We start from the raw sequence: 19,144 nt of genomic DNA, 5'->3' as shown, positions 1-19,144 counted from the left end.
GTGTACACCAGAAACCACCAACCGAGCGTAAAACGAAGCACCCCTCTACACGGCCAGAAGAGGCCGTGCAGAGGGGTGCGCGCGAACGCTACTTCGAGCTCAGGGACGAACCAGAGATGGTCACGCCGACGCGGTTGAGCAGCATGATAACGAGGTTGATAACGTCGCCGCTAAGGTCAAGAATGCTGGACAGCATTTTTCCTACTCCTTATTTCCGAGGATGTTTTCACTTAAAGATATCGTGCAGCCCACCGCTCGGCGTTACACACTTGCTCAACGACGCCGCTTTAACACCCCGCGCGCCAACAGCCCATAGCTGTTGAACCTAGGGACTTACATCGGGGAGATGGTGTGCTTCTTCGGCAGGTCATGCTGCGTCTTACCAGCTAGCTGACGCAGCGCCTGACGCAGCGCCAAGCGCGACTGATTCGGCTCCACCATCGCATCCAAGTAGCCACGCTCGGCAGCCACGTACGGCGCGGTCATGGTCTCATCGTAGAAGTCCATGAACATCTTCTTGGTCATCGCACGCTGCTCGGGCGTCTCCGCGGCGTCGAGCTGCTTGCCCGCAATCATCACCACAGCCGCCGCCGAACCCATCACGGCAATCTGCGCCGTGGGCCACGCCAGGTTGATGTCACCGGTCAGGTTCTTCGACCCCATCACCGCGTACGCACCGCCATAAGCCTTGCGCACAATCAGCGACACCTTCGGCACAGTCGCCTCCACCACAGCAAACGCGAACTTCGCGCCGCGGTGAATCAGACCAGCCTTTTCCTGTTCCACGCCCGGCAGGTAGCCCGGCGTATCGACCACGAACACCAGCGGGATGTTGTAAGCATCGCAAATACGAATAAAGCGGGCGCCCTTATCCGCAGCATCGGCGTCAATACAGCCCGCCAAGTGCATCGGATTATTCGCCACAAAGCCCACGGCCTTGCCGTCGATACGGCCGAAGGCCGTAATCATGTTGGGGGCGTAGTTCTCTTGGATCTCGATGAGCTCGTCGTCGTCGCCAAGCTGCGTGAGCAGGTCCATCATGTCGTAGCCGGCGTTCGTATCATCCGGCATGAAGGAATCCAGCTCGGTGTCCTGGGCTACCTCTTCATCAGTAGGCGCGTCAAAGACCGGGGACTCGTCGAAGCAGGTCAGCGGCAGGTGATCCAGCAAGTCACGGACCAGGTCAAAGGCCTCATCCTCCGAGGGCACCACGACAGACACGTTGCCGTTGAGCTCCTGCTGGCGCGCCGAACCAAGGTCGTGGGACGTGATTTCCTCGCCCGTCACCTCTTTGATGACGTTCGGGCCAGTCACGTACATCTCTGCCTCGCCGTCGACAGCGATGACGAAGTCAGTTGTAACCGGCGCATACACCGCGCCACCTGCAGACTTACCCATCATGATGGAAATCTGCGGGCTGCGACCACTAAGCGGCAGCTGGCGGCGGGCAATCTCTGAATACATCGCCAGGGAGGTCACGGCGTCTTGAATACGGGCGCCGCCGGAATCCTGGATACCGATAACCGGGCAGCCAATCTTGATGGCCATGTCCATGATCTCGGTGACCTTCTTGCCGAAGATAACGCCCACCGAACCGCCATAGACCGTCTTGTCATGCGCGTAAATGCACACGGGGCGGCCATTGACGCGGCCGTAACCGGTCACAACGCCATCAGAGTAAATCGCGTCTGGGTCACCCGGGGTCTTGGCCAGCAAGCCAGTCTCCACGAAGGAACCCTCGTCCAGCAGCGCGTTGATGCGCTGGCGCGGGGTTGAGCGGCCAGCGTCGTCGCGGCGCTTGCGGGAGCGCTCGCTGCCTGGGTCCTGCGCGCGCTCAAGGCGCTGGCGCAGGTCGTCCAGTTTATGAGCAGTGGTAGTCACTACCGAATCTTCTCCTCGATCCAATCGTTCATGTGCTTGCCCACGATACCGATGGCCGGCTCATCAGGGACCGCAAGATGATCACCCTGCAGTTGCACAATTTCCAGATCTTTAACGATAACTCCCCAGCCGCCATCGGGATCAATCTCCGCATAACGCGGCTCGAGCTCGATGGCGCCATCGTGCATGCGCTCGGAGCGGAACAACAAGACCGGGACGTCGACGTCGGCCCAGCGGCGCATGTCGAGCTTGCCCAGAATCTGATTGTCCACGAAGGAAGCACGCTGGTGCTCCAGCACGCCCGCTGCCAGGCCGTGCTCGGAGGCGTCGGTGGTGGAGAGGAACTCGGCGAGTATCGTCATCAGGGCATCCTCGCCCATGGTCTCGAGCATCTCGTAAGGCGGCTCGAAGTCCAGGCCGTAGGTCTTCTTCGCAAACGCTGCGTAGCGACCCCAGCGGGCTTTGGTCTCTTCGAGGGTGTCTGGTGCTGGGTTGGAAGGCTGGGTGGTATCCAGAAGCGCAATGAACGCCACGTCCACGCTCTCCTCGCCGCGGGCCTTGCGCTGGGCGAGCTGATAAGCCACCTCGTACGCCAGGGCGCCACCGAAGGACCAGCCGCCGAGCACGATCTTACGGCCACGCGAATGCTTGACGACGTCCTCGATATAAGCCTCCGCACGCTCCTCCAGGGAGCCCTCGAGTCTCTCGACGCCGTATACCGCCACGTCTTCCGGCAGGCGGCGGGTCAGCGGCTGATAGACCACGGTGGTGCCGCCGGCTGGGTGGAACATGAACACGGCGGGGCCGTCGGCTTCGCGCAGCACGCGGATGTTGCCCTCGACCTCGGTTTCGAGGCCCTCGCGGACGAGGTCGGCAAGTGGTTCGAGAGTATCGGACTCGAGGACCTGCTGGGCGCTGACCTCAATCCCGGCGCGCTCGGTGAGACGCTCAGCAATGCCTTTGGCCGTCGCCTCGTCGATCTCCGGCAGCGGCGACGTCACGCCCGCTGCGGCCTTGCCGGTGAAGGTGGCCCAGGTGCCGAAGACCATGCGCTCCGAGGCATCACGCGGGGCTACGCCCACGCCTTCAGCCTCGTCGCCTGCAGACTCCGCAGACTCTGCGGCAGCTGGCACGTCAGCCGCTGCGTCGACAGAAGGCTCCGGCAGCTCGGTAGCGCCGCCAGCGACGGCCTCCTCGACCATGGTGATGACGTCGGCGAGGGAGGCGTCGCGAAGCGCCTGCACCTGCATCGGCGGAATCTGGAAGTCATTCTCCACGCGGTTCTTGATGCGCATACCCATCAGGGAATCCAACCCCAAGTCGATGAGCGGCAGCTCGCGCGGCAGGTCAGAGACGTCGTAGCCCATGGACTCCGAGACGATGAGCGAGAGGCGCTGCTCCACGGTCTCCGTCGCTGGGTCCCAGCGCACGGCCTCGATGTCGTTGGCCTCAGTGAACGCAGCCGGAGCCTCAGCCGGCACCGGAATCTCTGCCACGCCCGGGATACCGGAATCGCCCAAGCGCAGCGCCGATGCAAACCCCTCCGCGATAAGCTGCGTCGACGGACCATTCACGAAGTACACCGCAATGGACAGTCCACCCAGCGATTTCGTAACCACCGTGGACACCTCGCCCTGCGGCGGCAGGTCCCCGTGCTCCTCCGAAGCCACAATCTGCGCACCCGGGCTCACTGCCTCAGCAGCGGCCTCCAAGATGGCCAGAGCAGACGGCGCTTGGTCAGCATTCGTGGAGAACGCCACCTTGCCCTCCGGCAGATTCACGCGTGCGCCCGGCAGGCCAGAAATACCCGAAGACGGGCGAGCGTTGGTCCAGAAGCGCTGGCGCTTGAACTGGGTGTGAGGGGCGTCGACAAGCGCGCCCGAGCCAAAGACCGCACTGTAATCAACCGGCGCACCTGCCACGTACAGCTTGGCCAGCAGATCCAGCAAAGACTCCGTGGGGTCGACCTTGCGCTTCAAGCTAAACAGCAACTGCGCATCGGACTTGCCCACCGCAAAAGCCGTGGACATCAGGCCCATTAGCGCAATCGGGTTCGGGGAGATCTCCACAATCTGCGTGTGACCGGAGGCAAACGCCGCTTCCGTGGCGTCCTGCAGCAGCACCGGCTGGCGAGTCATGCGGATCCAGTAGTCCTCGTTATGGACCACCGCACCTGGGCGGTAGATCTCGCCGCGATCAACGGAGCTGTAGAGCGTCGTGTGCAGCGGGCGCGGCTCGATGCCAGCGATATCTGCATAGAGCTCACCCAGAATCGGCTCCACCGCCGAGGTATGTCCTGCGCCCTTCACGTTGAGTGCACGGGCGAACTTGCCCTCTGCGTCGAGCTTTTCCACCAGCGCAAGGACCTCAGGGCGCGGGCCGCCCACTGTGGTCATGCCGGGGCCCGTATAGACGGCGGGCTCGATGTTGCCGTCGAGTGCCTCGATCTCCTCGGCGGTCAGCTCCACTACGGCCATAGCGCCCTGCTGCTCCTCGGTCAGGGAGGATTCGCCCTCGCCCATCAGGCGGGAACGGTGTGCGGCGATGAGCATGGCGTCTTCAGCCGACAGACCACCCGAAGCGTAAGCTGCACCGATTTCGCCCATCGACATGCCGATAACTCCCGCCGGGCGCACGCCGAAGGAAGCCAGTAGGTCCGTCAGCGCAATCTGGATGGCGGTAATCGCGACCTGGGCGGTCTCAGTGTCGTAGGTCTGAGCGTCGTCAGCAACGATGTCCAGGATGGACCAGCCAGACTCGAACTGCACGATGCGATCGAGTTCCTTCAGGCGATCCTTGAACGCAGGAGAAATCTCCAGCACGTCCTTGATCATCTTGCGGTGCTGCGAGCCAAAGCCGGAGTACATGAACACAGGGCCCGGCACGGACGGCGAGTCCGCGGAGGCGATGCCCATGGAGACCTTGCCCTCGGCTACTTGGCGCAAGCGCTTGACGACGTCCTCCTCGTTCGTCCCCGTCACCACCGCACGGGAGCGTCCGTGGTTGCGACGCGCAAGTGTACGCGCAAGGGAGAGGAGGTCAGGGTGTTCCTGCTCGATGAAGTCGGCGAGCTGGCCAGCCGCGGCGGCGCGGCGGGAAGGCAGCAGGCCGGAAATCGGTAGGGAGACTGGAGCATCATCGCCTACGCTTACCTGTGGGGCGGTCTCTGCTGGCAGGCCGCGGTAATCGGTCATGACCACGTGCGCATTGGTGCCACCGAATCCGAAGCCGGAGATGCCCGCGACCTTCTGGCCGGAGTATTCAGGCCACTCGCGTGGGTCCTCGACGACCTCAAGGTGCTCGTTGTCGAAGTCGATGTAGCGGTTCGGCGCGGAGAAGTTAATGCTCGGCGGGATGACGCCGTGGCGCATAGCCTCGATGACCTTGATCATGCCCACGACGCCCGCTGCGGACTCGGAGTGGCCGATGTTGGACTTTGCGGAGCCCAGCAGCATCGGGGCAGCCATGGTGCGGCCAGAACCCAGCACGCGGCCAAGGGCGGTGGCCTCGATTGGGTCGCCGAGGATGGTGCCGGTGCCGTGGGCCTCGACGTAATCGACGAGCTGCGGGTCAACCCCTGCATCGGCGTAGGCGCGCTCGAGGACGTCGACCTGCGCGTCTGGGTTCGGGGCGGTCAGGCCGTTGGAGTGGCCGTCAGAGTTGACCGCGGTGCCCTTGATGACGGCGAGGATGTTGTCGCCGTCGCTCTCGGCGTCGGCAAGGCGCTTGAGCACGAGGACGCCCGCTGCATCAGAACGCACGATGCCGTCAGCGTCGTCCGAGAAAGCGTGGATAGCACTGGTCGGCGAGATAACCCCCAGCTCGCTAAAGCCAGTCGAGGCGTGCGGTGCAGCCAAGATGTTGACGCCGCCGGCGAGAGCGACGTCGGAAGCGCCGGTGCGCAGGTCGTTGACGGCCTGGCTCACGGCCACCAGCGAGGAGGAGCACGCGGTATCGACGTTGATGGACGGGCCGCGCAGGTCCAGGGCATAAGAAATACGGTTGGCCACCACCGCGGAAGAGGTGCCGGTCATGGCATAAGGGTGCGCCTCTGCTGGGTCAGCGACGATGAGCATGCCGTAGTCGTTGTTGGTGGAGCCCATGTAGACGCCAGTGGAGGTGCCGCGCAGCTGGTTGGCAGGCAGGCCTGCGTCCTCGAGTGCTTCCCATGCCAGCTCGAGGAGGATGCGCTGCTGCGGGTCCATGTTAGCAGCCTCTAGCGGAGACAAACCGAAAAACTCAGCATCAAAGCCCGCGATGTCTTCGATGTAGCCGCCGTCGGTGTTTTGGTTAGCGATCTTGTCCGCCACCACCGGCTCCGAGGCGTACTCTGACCAGCGGCCCATCGGCAGCGGGCCGGTTCCCGAACGGCCCTCCACCAGCATGTTCCAAAACTCTTTAATATTCTCGGCACCCGGAAAGCGTCCAGCCTCACCGATGACTGCGATGTCGCCACCGATGATGCCGGTGCTGCGGGGAGCGGCGGAGCTGGAGGCGTCGCTAAGCGGAGCCGCTCCGCCACCGTTGACTAAACGATCCGCCAGCAATGCGATGGTGGGATACTCGTAAGCGACAGTAGGCTCGAGCTTCATACCCAGCAGGTTTTCCAGTTCGCCGGAAAGCACAACTGCATCGCGGGAGGACAGTCCGAAGTTTTCTAAAGGCTTGGTATCCGTGATCTCGTCTGTGGACAAGCCGGTCGTTCGCGCGACCCAGTTGCGCAGCCAGCCCCTTAGTTCTTCAACAGTCATCTAATTTAGCTTTCTTTAATTGGGAAAGTTTTTGCGCAGCACAAATTGGCGCATGCCATATATATCGGTCTATTGTCTCATTTTGTTAACTTCCGTCACGTTAACAACTCACCTGCGCTAGGGAGCTACCCAAGAGACACAAAGTCCCCCTTCTCCCACCGAGCTTGCGCACGCGGGAACAAGGGGGACTTGAAAAAGTTAGACTTCAAGAAGTTAGACTTCGAAGTGCTTTTTCGCCACTCGGCGAGCAATCTTGCCCGAGGAGGTGCGGTTGATTTCGTTCGCACCGAACCAACGGATGATATCCGGAGTCAGACCATGGTGCTTCGAGACGGCGGTACGGACAACTTCAGTTGCAGCTTCGTCACCAGACGGGTCGGCGTTGTCAGCGCGCTCGATGAGCAGCACCAGCTGCTCGGTGTTGTCGCCCTCCACGGAGAAGGCAGCCACAGAGTCAGGGCGCACGTGCTCGGACGCCTCTTGGACGGTGCCCTCGATATCCTGTGGATAGTGGTTGCGACCTGCCACCACAATGAGATCCTTGAGACGGCCGGTGATGTAGAGCTGGCCATCCACGATGGTAGCGAGGTCTCCCGTGGCCATCCAATTGTTGTCATCCGGGGCCCCTTCCACGCGGGAGCCCTCGGCGAGGCGCTCACCCAAAGTGTTGTGGAAAGTGGAGGCGGTCTCATCCTCGCGACCCAAGTAGCCCGCAGCCATGTTTTCGCCATGCAGCCAGATCTCGCCGATCTGGGCGTCGCCAAGCTCTGCCCGTGTCTCCGGGTCCACGATGGTCAGGAACTGGACCGGAACCGTCTGACCATTCGACGCAAAAGCTACAGTGTCCGCAGACTTTTCTGAAATGACCGCCTTGCCAGCAGCCAATTGCTCGCGATCGAAGTGAGAAATCAACGGGCGCTCGCCCACCTGCGGGGTAGACACCATGAGCGACGCCTCTGCCAAGCCATAGGACGGACGCAACACCTCGCGCTTAAGATTGAGAGTGCTGAATACATCCAAGAAGCTCTCCACCGCGGTTTCGGTAACTGGCTCGGAACCGATGATGATTCCATCGACATTGGAGAAATCAAGTTCCTCGCCCGCCTCCGGCGCACCGTAGCGAGCCGCGAGCTCGAGCGCGAAGTTCGGCACCACCGAGTAAGTGGCGGCGAAGTTCTCATCCATCGGCTGTCGGCTGATCTGGCGTACCCAGCGCTTCGGCTGCTGCACGAAGTCACGCGGAGTCATAATCTCGAAGTTGAGGCCCATGATAGTGACAAAGGAAGCAAGGATAATGCCCATGTCGTGGTGCATCGGCAGCCAAGAAACAATTCGCGATGGGTGCTTGAGCTGCACTGCGGCAAAAATCTGCAGAACATTGGTCATGATGGAGCGATTCGTCAGCAACACGCCCGCCGGAGTTCGCGTGGAACCAGAAGTGTATTGCAGGAACGCCGGCTGATCGATAGGTGCGCCCTGCAGGTTCGCAGCAGCGGCCTGGCCAGCCTCCGTCTCCAACGGATTCACCCACGACGCCGCCAAAGAGTCCGGCAGCGAATCAATAGAGATAACGCGCGGGCGCTCCGCAGACGGACGGTCGGCAAAGTACTTGCGCACGGCCGCAGCAGAGACGTTGTTCGTCAACACGATGGATGGATTCGAATCACCGAATACGGCTCGCAGATGATCAGTATGACCTGGCTCGTTCGGGTCATACAAAGGCAGCGGAGTCATACCCGCATACATCGCCCCCATGAAGCCGAAGATGTACTCCGGGGAATTGCCGGCAAGAATTGCCACGCGGTCCCCCATTGCGCCGACTTGTTGCAAGCGCGCAGCCACGACCTTGATGCGAGTGTTGACCTGGGAACGCGTGAAGTCGCGTGGAACGCCGTTTGGATCTTCGGAGTAAACCCACTGGCGTAGAACCGGACGATCCGGAACCCCAGCCTGCTTTTCCATTCCATAGACATGCTCACTGAGTCCTGCCAAGGTCAGGTGCGGCGGAAGAGCTATTTGCCCCTTCTCGTCAAAGAACTGGCCAATCAACGCATTGAGGTCCATCTAATCTCCTTTTGGGTTTAGATTGTTTACTTTTGACATTAAAAATATCAGAGCCAAGGTCTCATACGTTACATCACGCAGATTTTTCTAGGTGTTATCGATAATTTCCCGCGCCCAATCGGTAACCCATTGGTTCGCCGTGGTGCCCGGAATCACGTTCGGGTTCGTGGCATACATCGCGTGCACGCCGTTTGCCTCAATGAGGCCGCGGGCGCGCTCAAGCCCGTTCAGGCCGTCGAGTGGCGCATCGCAAATAGAGTCGTCCGGCGCACAAATCTGGAACGTGCGGTCCGCCAAAGAACCGAAGCCATTTGCACGCGGACCACGCATGGTAGCACCCGGAACGATGCCCTGAATCAGCATGTTGAGCGGCTCCAAAGCAATTTCCGCGCCCACGCCCGCCACGTGCATGCCAGGGTTCTGACCCACGCCGTCCTGCCGGCGACCATCAGCCACCAGAGCAACGCCGGAGACAGCATCCGCCGGAATCGGACCGTTATCGCCACCGATACGGTCAGCGACGTCGCCAGCAATCACCGCTCCCTGCGAGAAGCCTGCAATGATGAACTTGGTAGCCGGGCATGTTTCATGCATCGTGATGAGCTCGCCCTCCATGCGGGAGGTTCCCTCATCGCGGGATTCGTCGTAGCTCATCTCATGCTGGGCGTTGATGTTCTTGAACTGCGCCGTGTACGGCAGCGTCCAGACCTTTACGTCCTCCGGCACATAAGCCTCTTTCAGCGGGTTACTGATGGACAGCATGAAGGAATTGGGATTTGCGGTCGGGTTGATGGGATCATCATCGGCCTTGGATTCCCACGTGCCAGGAGCAGAGATAACTTCTACGCGCGGGCACCAGTCGGGTTGCGCGGGGGCCTCGACTCCCCCGGACTCTGGTGCCGGCTCACCGAGGTTGTTCTTCTCCTGTGCCTGATTGGCGTTGAAGAAATGAACCGCGCCAGCGCCGATGACAGCAAGTACGACGAGTACGGCAACAACCGTAAGTGTTTTACGCATAAAAACTTCTCTATCTTAGTTAGCGCACAGGGTGCCGCGCGCCTGGTCCGTCAGGACAGCGGTGAGCTCTTCGTGCGACAGTGTGGCACGGCCCTGCTCGATGAGCTGACCTGCCACTGCGGGAATGGTCACGACATCGCCTTCGCGGCATGCCGCTTGGCCGGCGCCGATGATCTGGTCTTCGGCACCATCCGTGTTTACTCCCGCTTTCTGGACAGCGGCTATGAATTCCCGCTCAGGACCCTGGCTTTGTTCCGGGGTTGGGATGGCAGAGATTTCACGCGCACCGCTATCTTCCGGGGCGTCGGAAGCCGGCTCGCGGGACGCAGATGCGCTTGACGACGCCTTCTCCGAAGCCGCCGAGCTCGACGCGGCGTCGGAAGTTGGGGCTGCGGAACGCTCGAGCGGGGCTACCTTGGTGTCCGTTGAATCGTCCGTGCTTTCGACCGTGGCGGAACCGCAAGCGCCCAGCGTAAGCGCAGCAGCCATCACGGCTGCACACGCCGCGGGAACCTTGATGCGCATGGTTACTTCTTCTCCGCTTGAACGGTGCCCATGATTTGCCGGATTACACCGTGCTGGAAGTCCTGGGAAAGGCCGCCCGCTGCGATTTCGGTGTAATCGGTGGTTGGCCAGCCGAACTCGCCCTGTTCGAAGCCGCGCTTACCCCACTCGTCCATGATGTCTCCGTAGAGGATGTAGTGCGCCCCGCTGTTTGCGGACCAGTAGATGTTGCCGTGCTCGAATTCCTGGAAGAAGCCGCCCTTGACTGGCTTTTCGCCACCCTTCGGGAAGCCTAGCTTGGAGGCAGGGCCGCCCAGCTCCTTGTACTTGGCGCCGATTGCACCATGGACCACGGAGTTGGACTCGTCTGGGTTACGGGTCAGGACACCATTCTGGAATTCCTGAGCGTAGCCTTCGCCGACCTTGACCACTGCAGCGGTCGGGTACTTGAGGTCGCCGTTTTCGTAGCCGTTTTCGCCCCATGCCTTCACCATGTCGGCAGGAATTGCCCAGGCACCGGTCTCGGCGGTCCAGTAGATGGAGCCGTGCTGGAAGTGAACGAAGCGTCCCTTGCCGTCTGGGGTCTTCTCTTCGCCGGTGGTTGGGAAGCCCAGCCAAGAGGTCGGGCCGCCGATCTCGGAGTAGCGGGCGCCGATGCGGCCAAAGATGGCGTGAGCGCCGGTTTCTGGGTGCCAGTAGGCAGTGCCAGCCTGGAAGTCCTCAGCTTTGCCGCCTGCGACGTCGTATTCGTTGTTAAGGCATTCGCCGATAATTCCGGACTCGGTCACCTTTGCGATGTCGCCGATCGGGGTGCAGTCTGCACCGCGGTCTTCCTTCGGGATGCCGAGGGCGTCAGCGATGGTTGGCCAAGCCTCGTTCATCTCGAACTGCCAGTATTCCCAGCTGTGGACGCCGGATGGGCGGAAGCGTGTCACGACCGGCACCCCTGCACGCTTGGCGTAATCCACGAAGGTCTGGGTGGACATACGGGAAATGACCTCGAGACCGACGCCTGCAGCGTTAGCCGGGCCCTTGGCCACGGAGGAGAGGTTGCCGTAATCGTCCTTGCCGGAGCCGGAGGAAACGTAGACCTTCATGTCCTTGAGGGCTTCGATACCCAGCTTCGGGTCGTGGTCGATCCAGTCCTGCGAGTAGTGCGGGCCCCACATGTTGGTGGAGCTAAATCCGCCTGCATCCATCTGTGCTGCAGCAATTGCTTCTGGCATGCCCCGGGTGGTGGTGTCCAGGTAGCCGGAGAAGGAACCGACGAACTGGAACAGGTGCGGGTTGCGCTCCGCCAAGTTGACGGCTGCCGTACCGCCCATGGAGATACCCGTGATGGCGCGCTTCTGGTTGGAGCGGTATGCCTTATCCAGGATTGGCACGAGTTCCTTGGTCAGGAAGGATTCCCACTTGTAGTTACGGCCATTGTCCGGCTGCTGCCAGTCGGAGTAGAAGGAGGACTCGCCGCCAACAGGCATGATGACGTTAACATTGCGGTCAGCGTACTGGCTCAGGATGTTGGTCTCGATGGTCCAGCCGGACTCATCGTCGCGCGCACGCAGGCCGTCGAGTGCCCAGACCTCCGGGAACTTCTTCTCCGGGTTGGAGTACCAGTCGCGGGCGAGCTGAATCTGAACAATCTGCTCCTTATCCGGCATAGCTGCGGATTTGATGTAGACCTTGAGGTGGCGATTGGAGAGGTACTCCACACGGGAGACAGCAACTCCCTCCGGCAGACCCTCGATGGTCGGGTACTCGGTGTTGAGCGGAGTACGCTGCGGCGGGTTGCTCGGTGCGAAGGAGTCGGAAAGACCGGAGCTTCCCAAGTTCTGGGTCAAGGCTCCGAGAGAAGACTGAGCGGTTGCGTTCGGCAGGAGAGCGAGGCCAACTGCTACAGCGGTTGGCAGAGCTGCGATGGCCAGACCCTTGCGAGCCTTGGTCGGGGAACCTGGAGAGCGCAGGTTAGGGGCAGACGCATTTTTACGCATGGATGAGTCCTTGTAGGTATGTCGAGGGAGCGCCCTAGTAATACGGTTTCCGAAGGTTCCCCTCCTCCGGACGACGCTACTAGGCCACGAAGTGCTGTCTATTGTGCGCTCAAGTTTAAGTTGAACTTGAGACTTTTGGAAGAGGAACACGCCCAAAACCACAAAACCGGCCGTAGGAATTCCTACGGCCGGCTTGTTTAGAGCTTCGCTAGATACTCTCCTTGGCGTTTACCAAGCGTTCATCACGTTGAGAACCTGCGGCTTGGACTGCTCCAGCTGGTAGCCAAACTGTGCCCAGTTGTGCAGACCCTGCATCGGGTAGTTGGTGGTCACGCGCAGACCAGTTGCACGAGCCTTAGCCTCCCACATGCGGGTGGTTGCACGTGAGAACATCTCCAGGACCGCGCCAGAAAGCTGGTGCTGCGGGAGATAACCAGCGTCACCGGCACCCGGAATGCCCGTTGCAGCAGAGATGTACACGTCAGTATTGCGCAGACGATCGGTCTGGTAGAAAGGATCGTTTTCGAAGCGACGCGGGTTAAACAGCGAACCGTACATTGCGTTGATGTTGAATCCGCCGGCGTCGAGAAGCGCGAGGCGCATGAAGGTCTGCGCACCTGGCAAGGTGGTGGTCAGGTAGCCGGAGAAGGACAGTACCTGGCGGAACTGATCCGGGTGCTTACCAGCCAAGGTGATGGCAGCGGTGGCGCCCATGGACAGGCCAGCGATCGAGTTGTTATTGCGGGCAACGCCGAAGTTACGCTCCAAGTAACCCGGCAGCTCAGAGGTCAGGAAGGTTTCCCACTGGTAGTTGGTCGGCGCAACCAAGTCATAGGTAGCCGGGCCGTTCCAGTCAGCGTAGAAAGAACCTGCGCCACCAACCGGCATAACCAGGGTGATGTTGTGAGGCTCGTAGGTACGGGCAGCATTCACATCGTTAACCCAAGCATTGGTACTGTCGGTAGCACGCAAGCCGTCAAGCAGGTACAGGCCAGCGTTGCCGCCGTTTTTCGCAGGCTGGATCTGGACTGGGATGTTGCGGCCCATTGCTGGCGACCAAACGTCACAACGCTGAACCCACCAACCCACGCCGTCCCATTCGCAAGAACCGGTGGCATCGGGACGCAGCCAGTCACGGTTTGCTGCCTCGGCTTCTTGGGTGCCTGTAGCTACGACGAGGCCAAGCGCGACCGCAACGGTCATTACCACTGTGAGTACACGCGCTTTGAGACCCGAACTCAGTGCAGTCATGTCTCTCCTTTTGTACTTCTCAACTTCGAGATCAAGAAAAATTTTTAGTGCTATTCACACTTATCGTCGCCACATGTCTAAACGTTAACGTCACGGAAATATAACGAGGAATCTTTAGCAGCTTAACCCACGCAGCCCGATTTCTCCCACCTTGTACCCCCCGCGCACTACGGTGGCCGATCCATCTATAGGTGGCGACACGCCGAAGTTTGGGAAAACTCTCCGCTATTTCACAAGGTAATCGTCAGGATCCGCCGAAAAAGTCAGAGTCCGCCCATCCGTCAATGCAAACTTGATGTTTTCAAAGAAACGGTGTGCATCAAGCGGGTCTTTATAGGTCGCAAAGAGCTTTTGGAAATCTGACGTTTGCAACGCCTGACGAGCCTTAGCAGTTTCCTTCTTGTCGTACCACTGTGGCAGCGAATCGATATCCACGCCCGTCAAAGCAGCCTGCCAGTACGAAGGCAGGTCCTTGTCATGGCCAATCCGTCCGTTTTCTATGCGTGGCTGGCGGGCGGCGAGGGGCGTCGCCAAGCCAATGTTATCGAGCACGCGCACGTCCAACGGGGCATTCATCGAAGTCATGCCCATGTTGATGAAGTACAAAGTAGGCGGCTCGTCCCGGCCGGGTTCGCGAGCAACGCCTTTCCACGCATACTTGTTCTCCTCGCGTGGAAGCGCATATAGAACAGCGAGAGCATCACCTTTTTCAAGATCATCGATGCCCTCTTGGTAGGCCTCCATTTGCCGCATAGGAAGGAAGTCCCTCTCAGAGCGAGGCGGATCGCCTGGTTCCCGCTTGACGGAATAGGTCCAGAAGTCGCGCTCATCGACAATATTGATTTTCCCTTGGTAGGTATTCCAATCCGTGGGGTGCCCGCGCAGGATAATCACCACGGACCAAACTGCGCAAAAGAGTGCCGCACTGATAGACGCTGCGGAGCGCAACGGGAGGACAAACACTGGCAGCAACATCGCAAAAAGCGGTAGCAAGAGCATCCGACCATGCATGAAGTCCCCGCCGACGCGAAAGATGTAGACAAAGTGCAAAACCGCTGCGCCCACCAACAAGTAAGTAATGCTGGCTTGGGAGCGAAGCCGCGTTGGACGCAGGCTAGAGCGATAGGTCCACAGGGCCCAGCCGCCCAACACGAGGAGTGGAATATAGAGGGCATAAGGGAGGGCGAAGTCACCAAGGTAGCGGAAACCATGGCTCCATGCAGCTCCCGACGCCGACTTAGCCACCGCAGTGTGGGGAGTCAAAAGGCCGTAGTAGCCCATGCGGAAAATCTGATATGCGCCCGGCAAGGGCAGCGCGGAGGCCAAGATTCCTAGCCAGGCTTTCCACCCACGGTGGGTAGCGAGCAGCAAAAGTCCCACCAGGCCGCCATAAAGGGCAAGGTCAGGTCGAACAAGCCAGGAAATGCCCGCCCACAGCGCTAGCCAGTACGGCATAGAGTCACTAGCGCACTCTTTTGCATTGTCGACGCCGCGGGACCACTTGACCAACATCCACCACAGCACCGCCAGATAGAAGATGGACAATCCCCATTCGAGACCGGACGTAAAGAAGTCACGCGCGGGCGGTAGCGCTAGATAAACGAGGCTGCCCGCTGGAGCTAGAACGGCAGTGCGGTGGGCCCTGCTCGTAGCCCAAGCGCCGATGAACATCGCGGCGACAGAGAAGAACAAGCCCAAGTAGATGGCGATACCTGACAGATCCGCACCTGTTACCCATCGCACGAGAAGGATGAGGTATTGCCACAGCGTCGAGGTATTGGTTTCTACTCGCTCACCGGCGTTAAAGACTGGGCCATTCCCAGCTTCCAGGTTGCGGACCGTGCGCAGGACTATGAGGCCGTCATCGGAAATCCACCGGCGGGCGAAGCCACCCCAAAACGCAAAAACACCAATAACAAGAGCTGACGCAACGGCGCTATACCGAAGCAGATTCCTGTTATCAGTGTTATTCATGGGGAAAAAGTTTAACATCCCCCTTTAGATTTGACCGTATTCGCGGCGCTCACGGCGTTAAAACACTGGGATAATATAAACCGCCATTGCGATACAAGCCAGCCACAAAAGGGCGAGTACTTGCAAGGCACGATCCTCGAGCGCGATCTCATCAGGTGCGCCGCCATTGCCGCGGTCGACGTCGGCAGCATAGCGCAGCACGGCAATCGTAAATGGAACCATCGAAACCTGGTACCAGACGCCAGCTGGGCCATCAGCGGCGTTGGAAAGCTGGAAGCCCCATAGCGAGTAGGACATGACCAAAGCGGTAGCCGCAAGGGTCCAGACGAAGCGTAGGTAGGTCGGCGTGTAGCCCTCAAGGGACTTGCGGATCTTCGCACCAGTGTGCTCGGCCAAAAGAATCTCCGAGTAACGCTTACCGGAAGCCATGAACAGCGAACCGAATGCCGCAACCAACAGGAACCATTGGGAAAGCACGATGCCCGCTGCCACGCCACCAGCCATGGTGCGCAACATGAAGCCGGAGGAAACCAGCGCGATGTCGATGACCGGCATGTGCTTCCAGCCAAAGCAGTAGCCCAGCTGCAAAGCGATGTACACAGCCATCACGATTGCCAGCTGTGGGCCAGCGGTGGCCAAGAAGGACAAGCCGATGGAACCGACAATGAGCAGCGCTGCCATCGCATACGCCAGGCCCACCGGCAGCACGCCGGCCGCGATGGGACGGAAGCGCTTGGTCGGGTGAGCCCGGTCAGCCTCGACGTCGCGAGCGTCATTGATGAGGTAAATCGAGGACGCGCCCATGCAGAAGACGATGAAGGCAAGGAGGACGTCGAGAAGCACGCGCGAATGGAACAGTGCGTCCGCACCCGCTGCTGCTGGAGCGGCGAGGACGAGGACGTTTTTAACCCACTGCTTTGGGCGCAGCGCCTTGATCATTCCGTCGACGAGGTTCTTCGGCGGCTTACGCTTGCGGCCGGTGTCGATGCCTGAGGTATGCGGTTCAGAGTGGAATACCCGCTGCGAACCGTCTTCGTGGTGTGTCTCGCTCACGCGGTCTTCCTTTCATAGCGGGTTAATGCCTCTGCGGTGACTGCACCGATCGCAGCTCCAACCGCGGTATCCGTTGGGTAATGCACTCCGAGCACCATACGCGAAGCCATCATCACAGGCACACCAAGGAGCGGCAACGGATTGCCGGTTAGGTGTGCGACGCCCACGAGGAACGCGGTTGTCGACGTCGAGTGCGAGGACGGAAACGACAGCTTGGACGGGGTGCCCACGCCGACGCGAACGTAGGGGTAGTCAGGGCGCTTGCGGCGCACGATGCGCTTGATTACAACGCTCGCCGCGTGGGCTGTAAATGCACCCGCGCCTACGTATGCCCACTGGCGACGCCGCGCCTTGTCATCATGGTTGACCGCGTACATCACTGCGGAAGCACCCATCCAGCCGAGGGCGTGCTCGCCAAGGTGGCTCAAGCCGCGGGCGGCAGGTACAACTCCAGGGACGTCGAAAGCTGCGTTCTGGATGCTTTCCAGAACGTGTGATTCAGCTACAGAAAGCTTACTGGGCATCGAATACCTTCCTCCAGGATTCGCGGGAAGTCAGCTCCGGCATCGCGGCGCGATACTGCGACTTCAGATCATCGAAGTTCTCCTCGATCTCCTTGAGCAGGCCGCGGGTCTGCTTGACGAGGTCGGTGGCCAGATCGCGGTCGCGTTTGCGGAAGGCCACGCCGGTACCGCCGGCGGTGGAAACTGTTGCGGAGTCCACGCGGGACAGAGTGAACCAGCGCGCCTCGTCGGGGGTGAGGTTGAGCTGCGGCGCCTCGTGGTGCGCGCGGTCTTCCTTGGTGACAAGGTGCTTCGCGGATTTGAGCAGCCATGGCAGCTTCTTGACCTTGCCGAGGCGGCCGCCGATGTTGCGGGTCGGCACGCCCGGCGCGCCGGTCGGAGCCGGCAGTTGGTCGGCGGATTCGATGATGACGGCATCGGAGTAGTTCTTGCGGATTTCCGCGATGCGCGGCAGGGAGGATTCCAGGATGTCGAAGAGGTGATCCGGGCCGGCGAGGAAGTCCTTCATAGCTTCCAGCTGGATAGCCATGGTGGAGTACTCCATGCACATCGTGTGCTTGAGGGTGGACTTGAAGATGGACTTCGTAATGCCCTTGACGTCGCCGTCGTGGTACATCGCAGCGACGATGAGGCGGTTGCGCAGGTGGAAGTACGCCTGCCAGTCGATGGCGTCGTCCTTGTCCGCCCACGCCATGTGCCAGATTGCGGCCCCCGGCCAGGTGACAGTTGGGAAGCCGTTAGCGGCTGCGCGCAGGGAGTACTCGGTGTCATCCCACTTGATAAACAGTGGTAGCGGCTGGCCGTTGGTCTCAGCTACGACGCGCGGGAAGAGGCACATCCACCAGCCGTTGTATTCGACATCGACGCGGCGATGGAGAGCACGGGAGTCGTACTTGCGTGGGTCGAGGTGCGACTGGGCGTCACCAATAGCGCGCAATGGGTACTTGGCGAAGTCGTGGTCGTAGACCGCGTGCGGGGCCCCGCCCCACATGAAGACGTGTTTGTTGACCTGCTCGCCAGTGGTGCGCAGCTGGGAGCGCTCCTGCAGGTTCAGCATCTGGCCGCCAACGATGATCGGCTTGGCGGCGTATCGCGCGGCCTGCACTGCGCGCAGGATGGAGTCCGGTTCGATGGCGATGTCATCATCCATGTAGAGGATGAACGGGGAATCGGTGTTCTCCAACGCCTCGTACATGATGCGGGAGTAGCCGCCGGAGCCGCCCAGGTTGCCCTGACGGAACTCGCGGAAGCGCGGGCCGAAGTGCTCGACGGCCTGCTCGTAGCCTGGCTCGTCTGCTGGGTGCTGGTTGCCCTGGTCCGGCATGAGAACGTAGTCAATGATGCCGTCGACCACTGGGTCCTCGGCGAGAGCCTGCAGCGCTGCGACGGCGTCGGTTGGGCGGTTGAAGGTAGGAATGCCCACGGCAACGCGCTTTTCCGACGCCGGGATCTCCGTACCGTCCGGCATAATCTGCGGGCCTGGTTCATGTGGAGCGCACCATGCCGCATTAGAAAGGACGGTTTCCTTCTCTGCGGTGATGTCGAACCACAGCCAGCCGCCGTCTTCGAAGTTCTTCAGCGGCAGTTCGAAGTCGTGGTGACCGCTGCCGACCAGGTGGTTGGCCACGGAGATGCGCTGACCATCCTGCTTGGAGCGATAAATGGAGACGTTGGCTTGGCCTTCGAGTTCGAGGGAGAGCACGATGGACTTCAGCTGGGACCAGCGGCGCCAGTAGGAGGCAGGGAAAGCGTTGAAGTAGGTCTCGAAAGAAGCCTCTTCACCCGCTGGAATCGTCACCGCGGTGCGGTTGGTCCAGCTCAGGCGCTCGCGGTTTTGCTCAGACTCGATGAGATAGAGCATCCGGACGTCAAAAGGCTCGCCGCGCTTGGGCAGCAAGATTCGCTGAACAGGTTCGAAAACGCGGGTTTCGCTGCCAGCGGCGCTGGCGGAGGAATTGTTGGCAGTCACGATTACTTCGATTCTCCAAACGGTTTTATGACAATATTCAGTCAAACAGCCTAGTGGTTTGTGGCCGATAACCTCGCTCCCACACGGATTCATGGCTGCAGTGACGCGCATTTAACACAATCTGGCCGTGAGCACGACGGTTAATCCGCACCGAAAAGGCCATAA

At 60.5% G+C, this 19,144-nt stretch carries 11 protein-coding genes; all 11 read right to left on the bottom strand.

Going from position 1 to position 19,144, the window contains the following annotated elements; genetic code table 11:
- Nucleotides 1-333: 333 nt before the first annotated feature.
- The 11 genes from HMPREF3148_RS06635 to HMPREF3148_RS06585 all read right to left on the bottom strand — a co-directional run bounded on the left by HMPREF3148_RS06635 (nt 334) and on the right by HMPREF3148_RS06585 (nt 18,979).
- Nucleotides 334-1,881 carry an acyl-CoA carboxylase subunit beta gene (locus tag HMPREF3148_RS06635; protein WP_046645884.1) on the bottom strand — a complete coding sequence of 516 codons (1,548 nt, stop codon included), beginning with the start codon at nt 1,879-1,881 and terminating at the stop codon, nt 334-336.
- Nucleotides 1,881-6,632, bottom strand: coding sequence for a type I polyketide synthase (locus HMPREF3148_RS06630; protein WP_049146802.1), 4,752 nt, complete (start codon nt 6,630-6,632; stop codon nt 1,881-1,883). Before HMPREF3148_RS06630 ends, HMPREF3148_RS06635 begins: the two co-directional genes overlap by 1 nt.
- 213 nt (nt 6,633-6,845) lie before the next feature.
- Nucleotides 6,846-8,696: a FadD32-like long-chain-fatty-acid--AMP ligase gene (locus HMPREF3148_RS06625; protein ID WP_070508912.1), complete on the bottom strand. Its 1,851-nt coding sequence runs from the start codon at nt 8,694-8,696 to the stop codon at nt 6,846-6,848.
- Nucleotides 8,697-8,783: 87 nt separating this feature from the next.
- Nucleotides 8,784-9,713 (bottom strand): cutinase family protein, encoded by a 930-nt coding sequence (locus tag HMPREF3148_RS06620; protein ID WP_049062256.1) that lies wholly within the window; start codon nt 9,711-9,713, stop codon nt 8,784-8,786.
- 15 nt (nt 9,714-9,728) lie between these two features.
- A complete protein-coding gene (locus tag HMPREF3148_RS06615; protein WP_049062255.1) occupies nt 9,729-10,238 on the bottom strand; it encodes a DUF732 domain-containing protein in 510 nt (169 codons plus the stop codon).
- A 2-nt stretch (nt 10,239-10,240) separates the two neighbouring features.
- Nucleotides 10,241-12,208, bottom strand: coding sequence for an alpha/beta hydrolase-fold protein (locus HMPREF3148_RS06610; protein WP_049146799.1), 1,968 nt, complete (start codon nt 12,206-12,208; stop codon nt 10,241-10,243).
- Nucleotides 12,209-12,436: 228 nt separating this feature from the next.
- Complete coding sequence (locus tag HMPREF3148_RS06605) at nt 12,437-13,459, bottom strand: alpha/beta hydrolase (RefSeq protein WP_005529483.1); 1,023 nt, start codon at nt 13,457-13,459, stop codon at nt 12,437-12,439.
- A 225-nt stretch (nt 13,460-13,684) separates the two neighbouring features.
- Nucleotides 13,685-15,433, bottom strand: coding sequence for an arabinofuranosyltransferase AftB family protein (zomB, locus tag HMPREF3148_RS06600; protein ID WP_049062303.1), 1,749 nt, complete (start codon nt 15,431-15,433; stop codon nt 13,685-13,687).
- A 57-nt stretch (nt 15,434-15,490) separates the two neighbouring features.
- On the bottom strand, nt 15,491-16,486 hold the full coding sequence (locus HMPREF3148_RS06595) for a decaprenyl-phosphate phosphoribosyltransferase (RefSeq protein ID WP_049146797.1): 996 nt from the start codon (nt 16,484-16,486) through the stop codon (nt 15,491-15,493).
- Nucleotides 16,483-17,010 (bottom strand): phosphatase PAP2 family protein, encoded by a 528-nt coding sequence (locus tag HMPREF3148_RS06590; protein WP_049062253.1) that lies wholly within the window; start codon nt 17,008-17,010, stop codon nt 16,483-16,485. Before HMPREF3148_RS06590 ends, HMPREF3148_RS06595 begins: the two co-directional genes overlap by 4 nt.
- Complete coding sequence (locus HMPREF3148_RS06585) at nt 17,000-18,979, bottom strand: glycosyltransferase (RefSeq protein ID WP_049146796.1); 1,980 nt, start codon at nt 18,977-18,979, stop codon at nt 17,000-17,002. The genes HMPREF3148_RS06590 and HMPREF3148_RS06585 overlap by 11 nt, the downstream gene beginning before the upstream one ends.
- Between the last annotated feature and the right edge of the window lie 165 nt (nt 18,980-19,144).

This window comes from Corynebacterium sp. HMSC05D08 (genome assembly GCF_001807215.1).
Classification (GTDB): Bacteria; Actinomycetota; Actinomycetes; order Mycobacteriales; family Mycobacteriaceae; genus Corynebacterium; species Corynebacterium striatum.
This window is presented reverse-complemented; position numbering and strand designations above follow the sequence as displayed.

Coding starts and splice junctions, on each gene's coding strand:
- HMPREF3148_RS06630 (WP_049146802.1), bottom strand. CDS start 6,632: ATGACTGTTGAAGAACTAAGGGGCTGGCTGCGCAACTGGGTCGCGCGA.
- HMPREF3148_RS06625 (WP_070508912.1), bottom strand. CDS start 8,696: ATGGACCTCAATGCGTTGATTGGCCAGTTCTTTGACGAGAAGGGGCAA.
- HMPREF3148_RS06620 (WP_049062256.1), bottom strand. CDS start 9,713: ATGCGTAAAACACTTACGGTTGTTGCCGTACTCGTCGTACTTGCTGTC.
- HMPREF3148_RS06615 (WP_049062255.1), bottom strand. CDS start 10,238: ATGCGCATCAAGGTTCCCGCGGCGTGTGCAGCCGTGATGGCTGCTGCG.
- HMPREF3148_RS06610 (WP_049146799.1), bottom strand. CDS start 12,208: ATGCGTAAAAATGCGTCTGCCCCTAACCTGCGCTCTCCAGGTTCCCCG.
- HMPREF3148_RS06605 (WP_005529483.1), bottom strand. CDS start 13,459: ATGACTGCACTGAGTTCGGGTCTCAAAGCGCGTGTACTCACAGTGGTA.
- zomB (WP_049062303.1), bottom strand. CDS start 15,433: ATGAATAACACTGATAACAGGAATCTGCTTCGGTATAGCGCCGTTGCG.
- HMPREF3148_RS06590 (WP_049062253.1), bottom strand. CDS start 17,010: ATGCCCAGTAAGCTTTCTGTAGCTGAATCACACGTTCTGGAAAGCATC.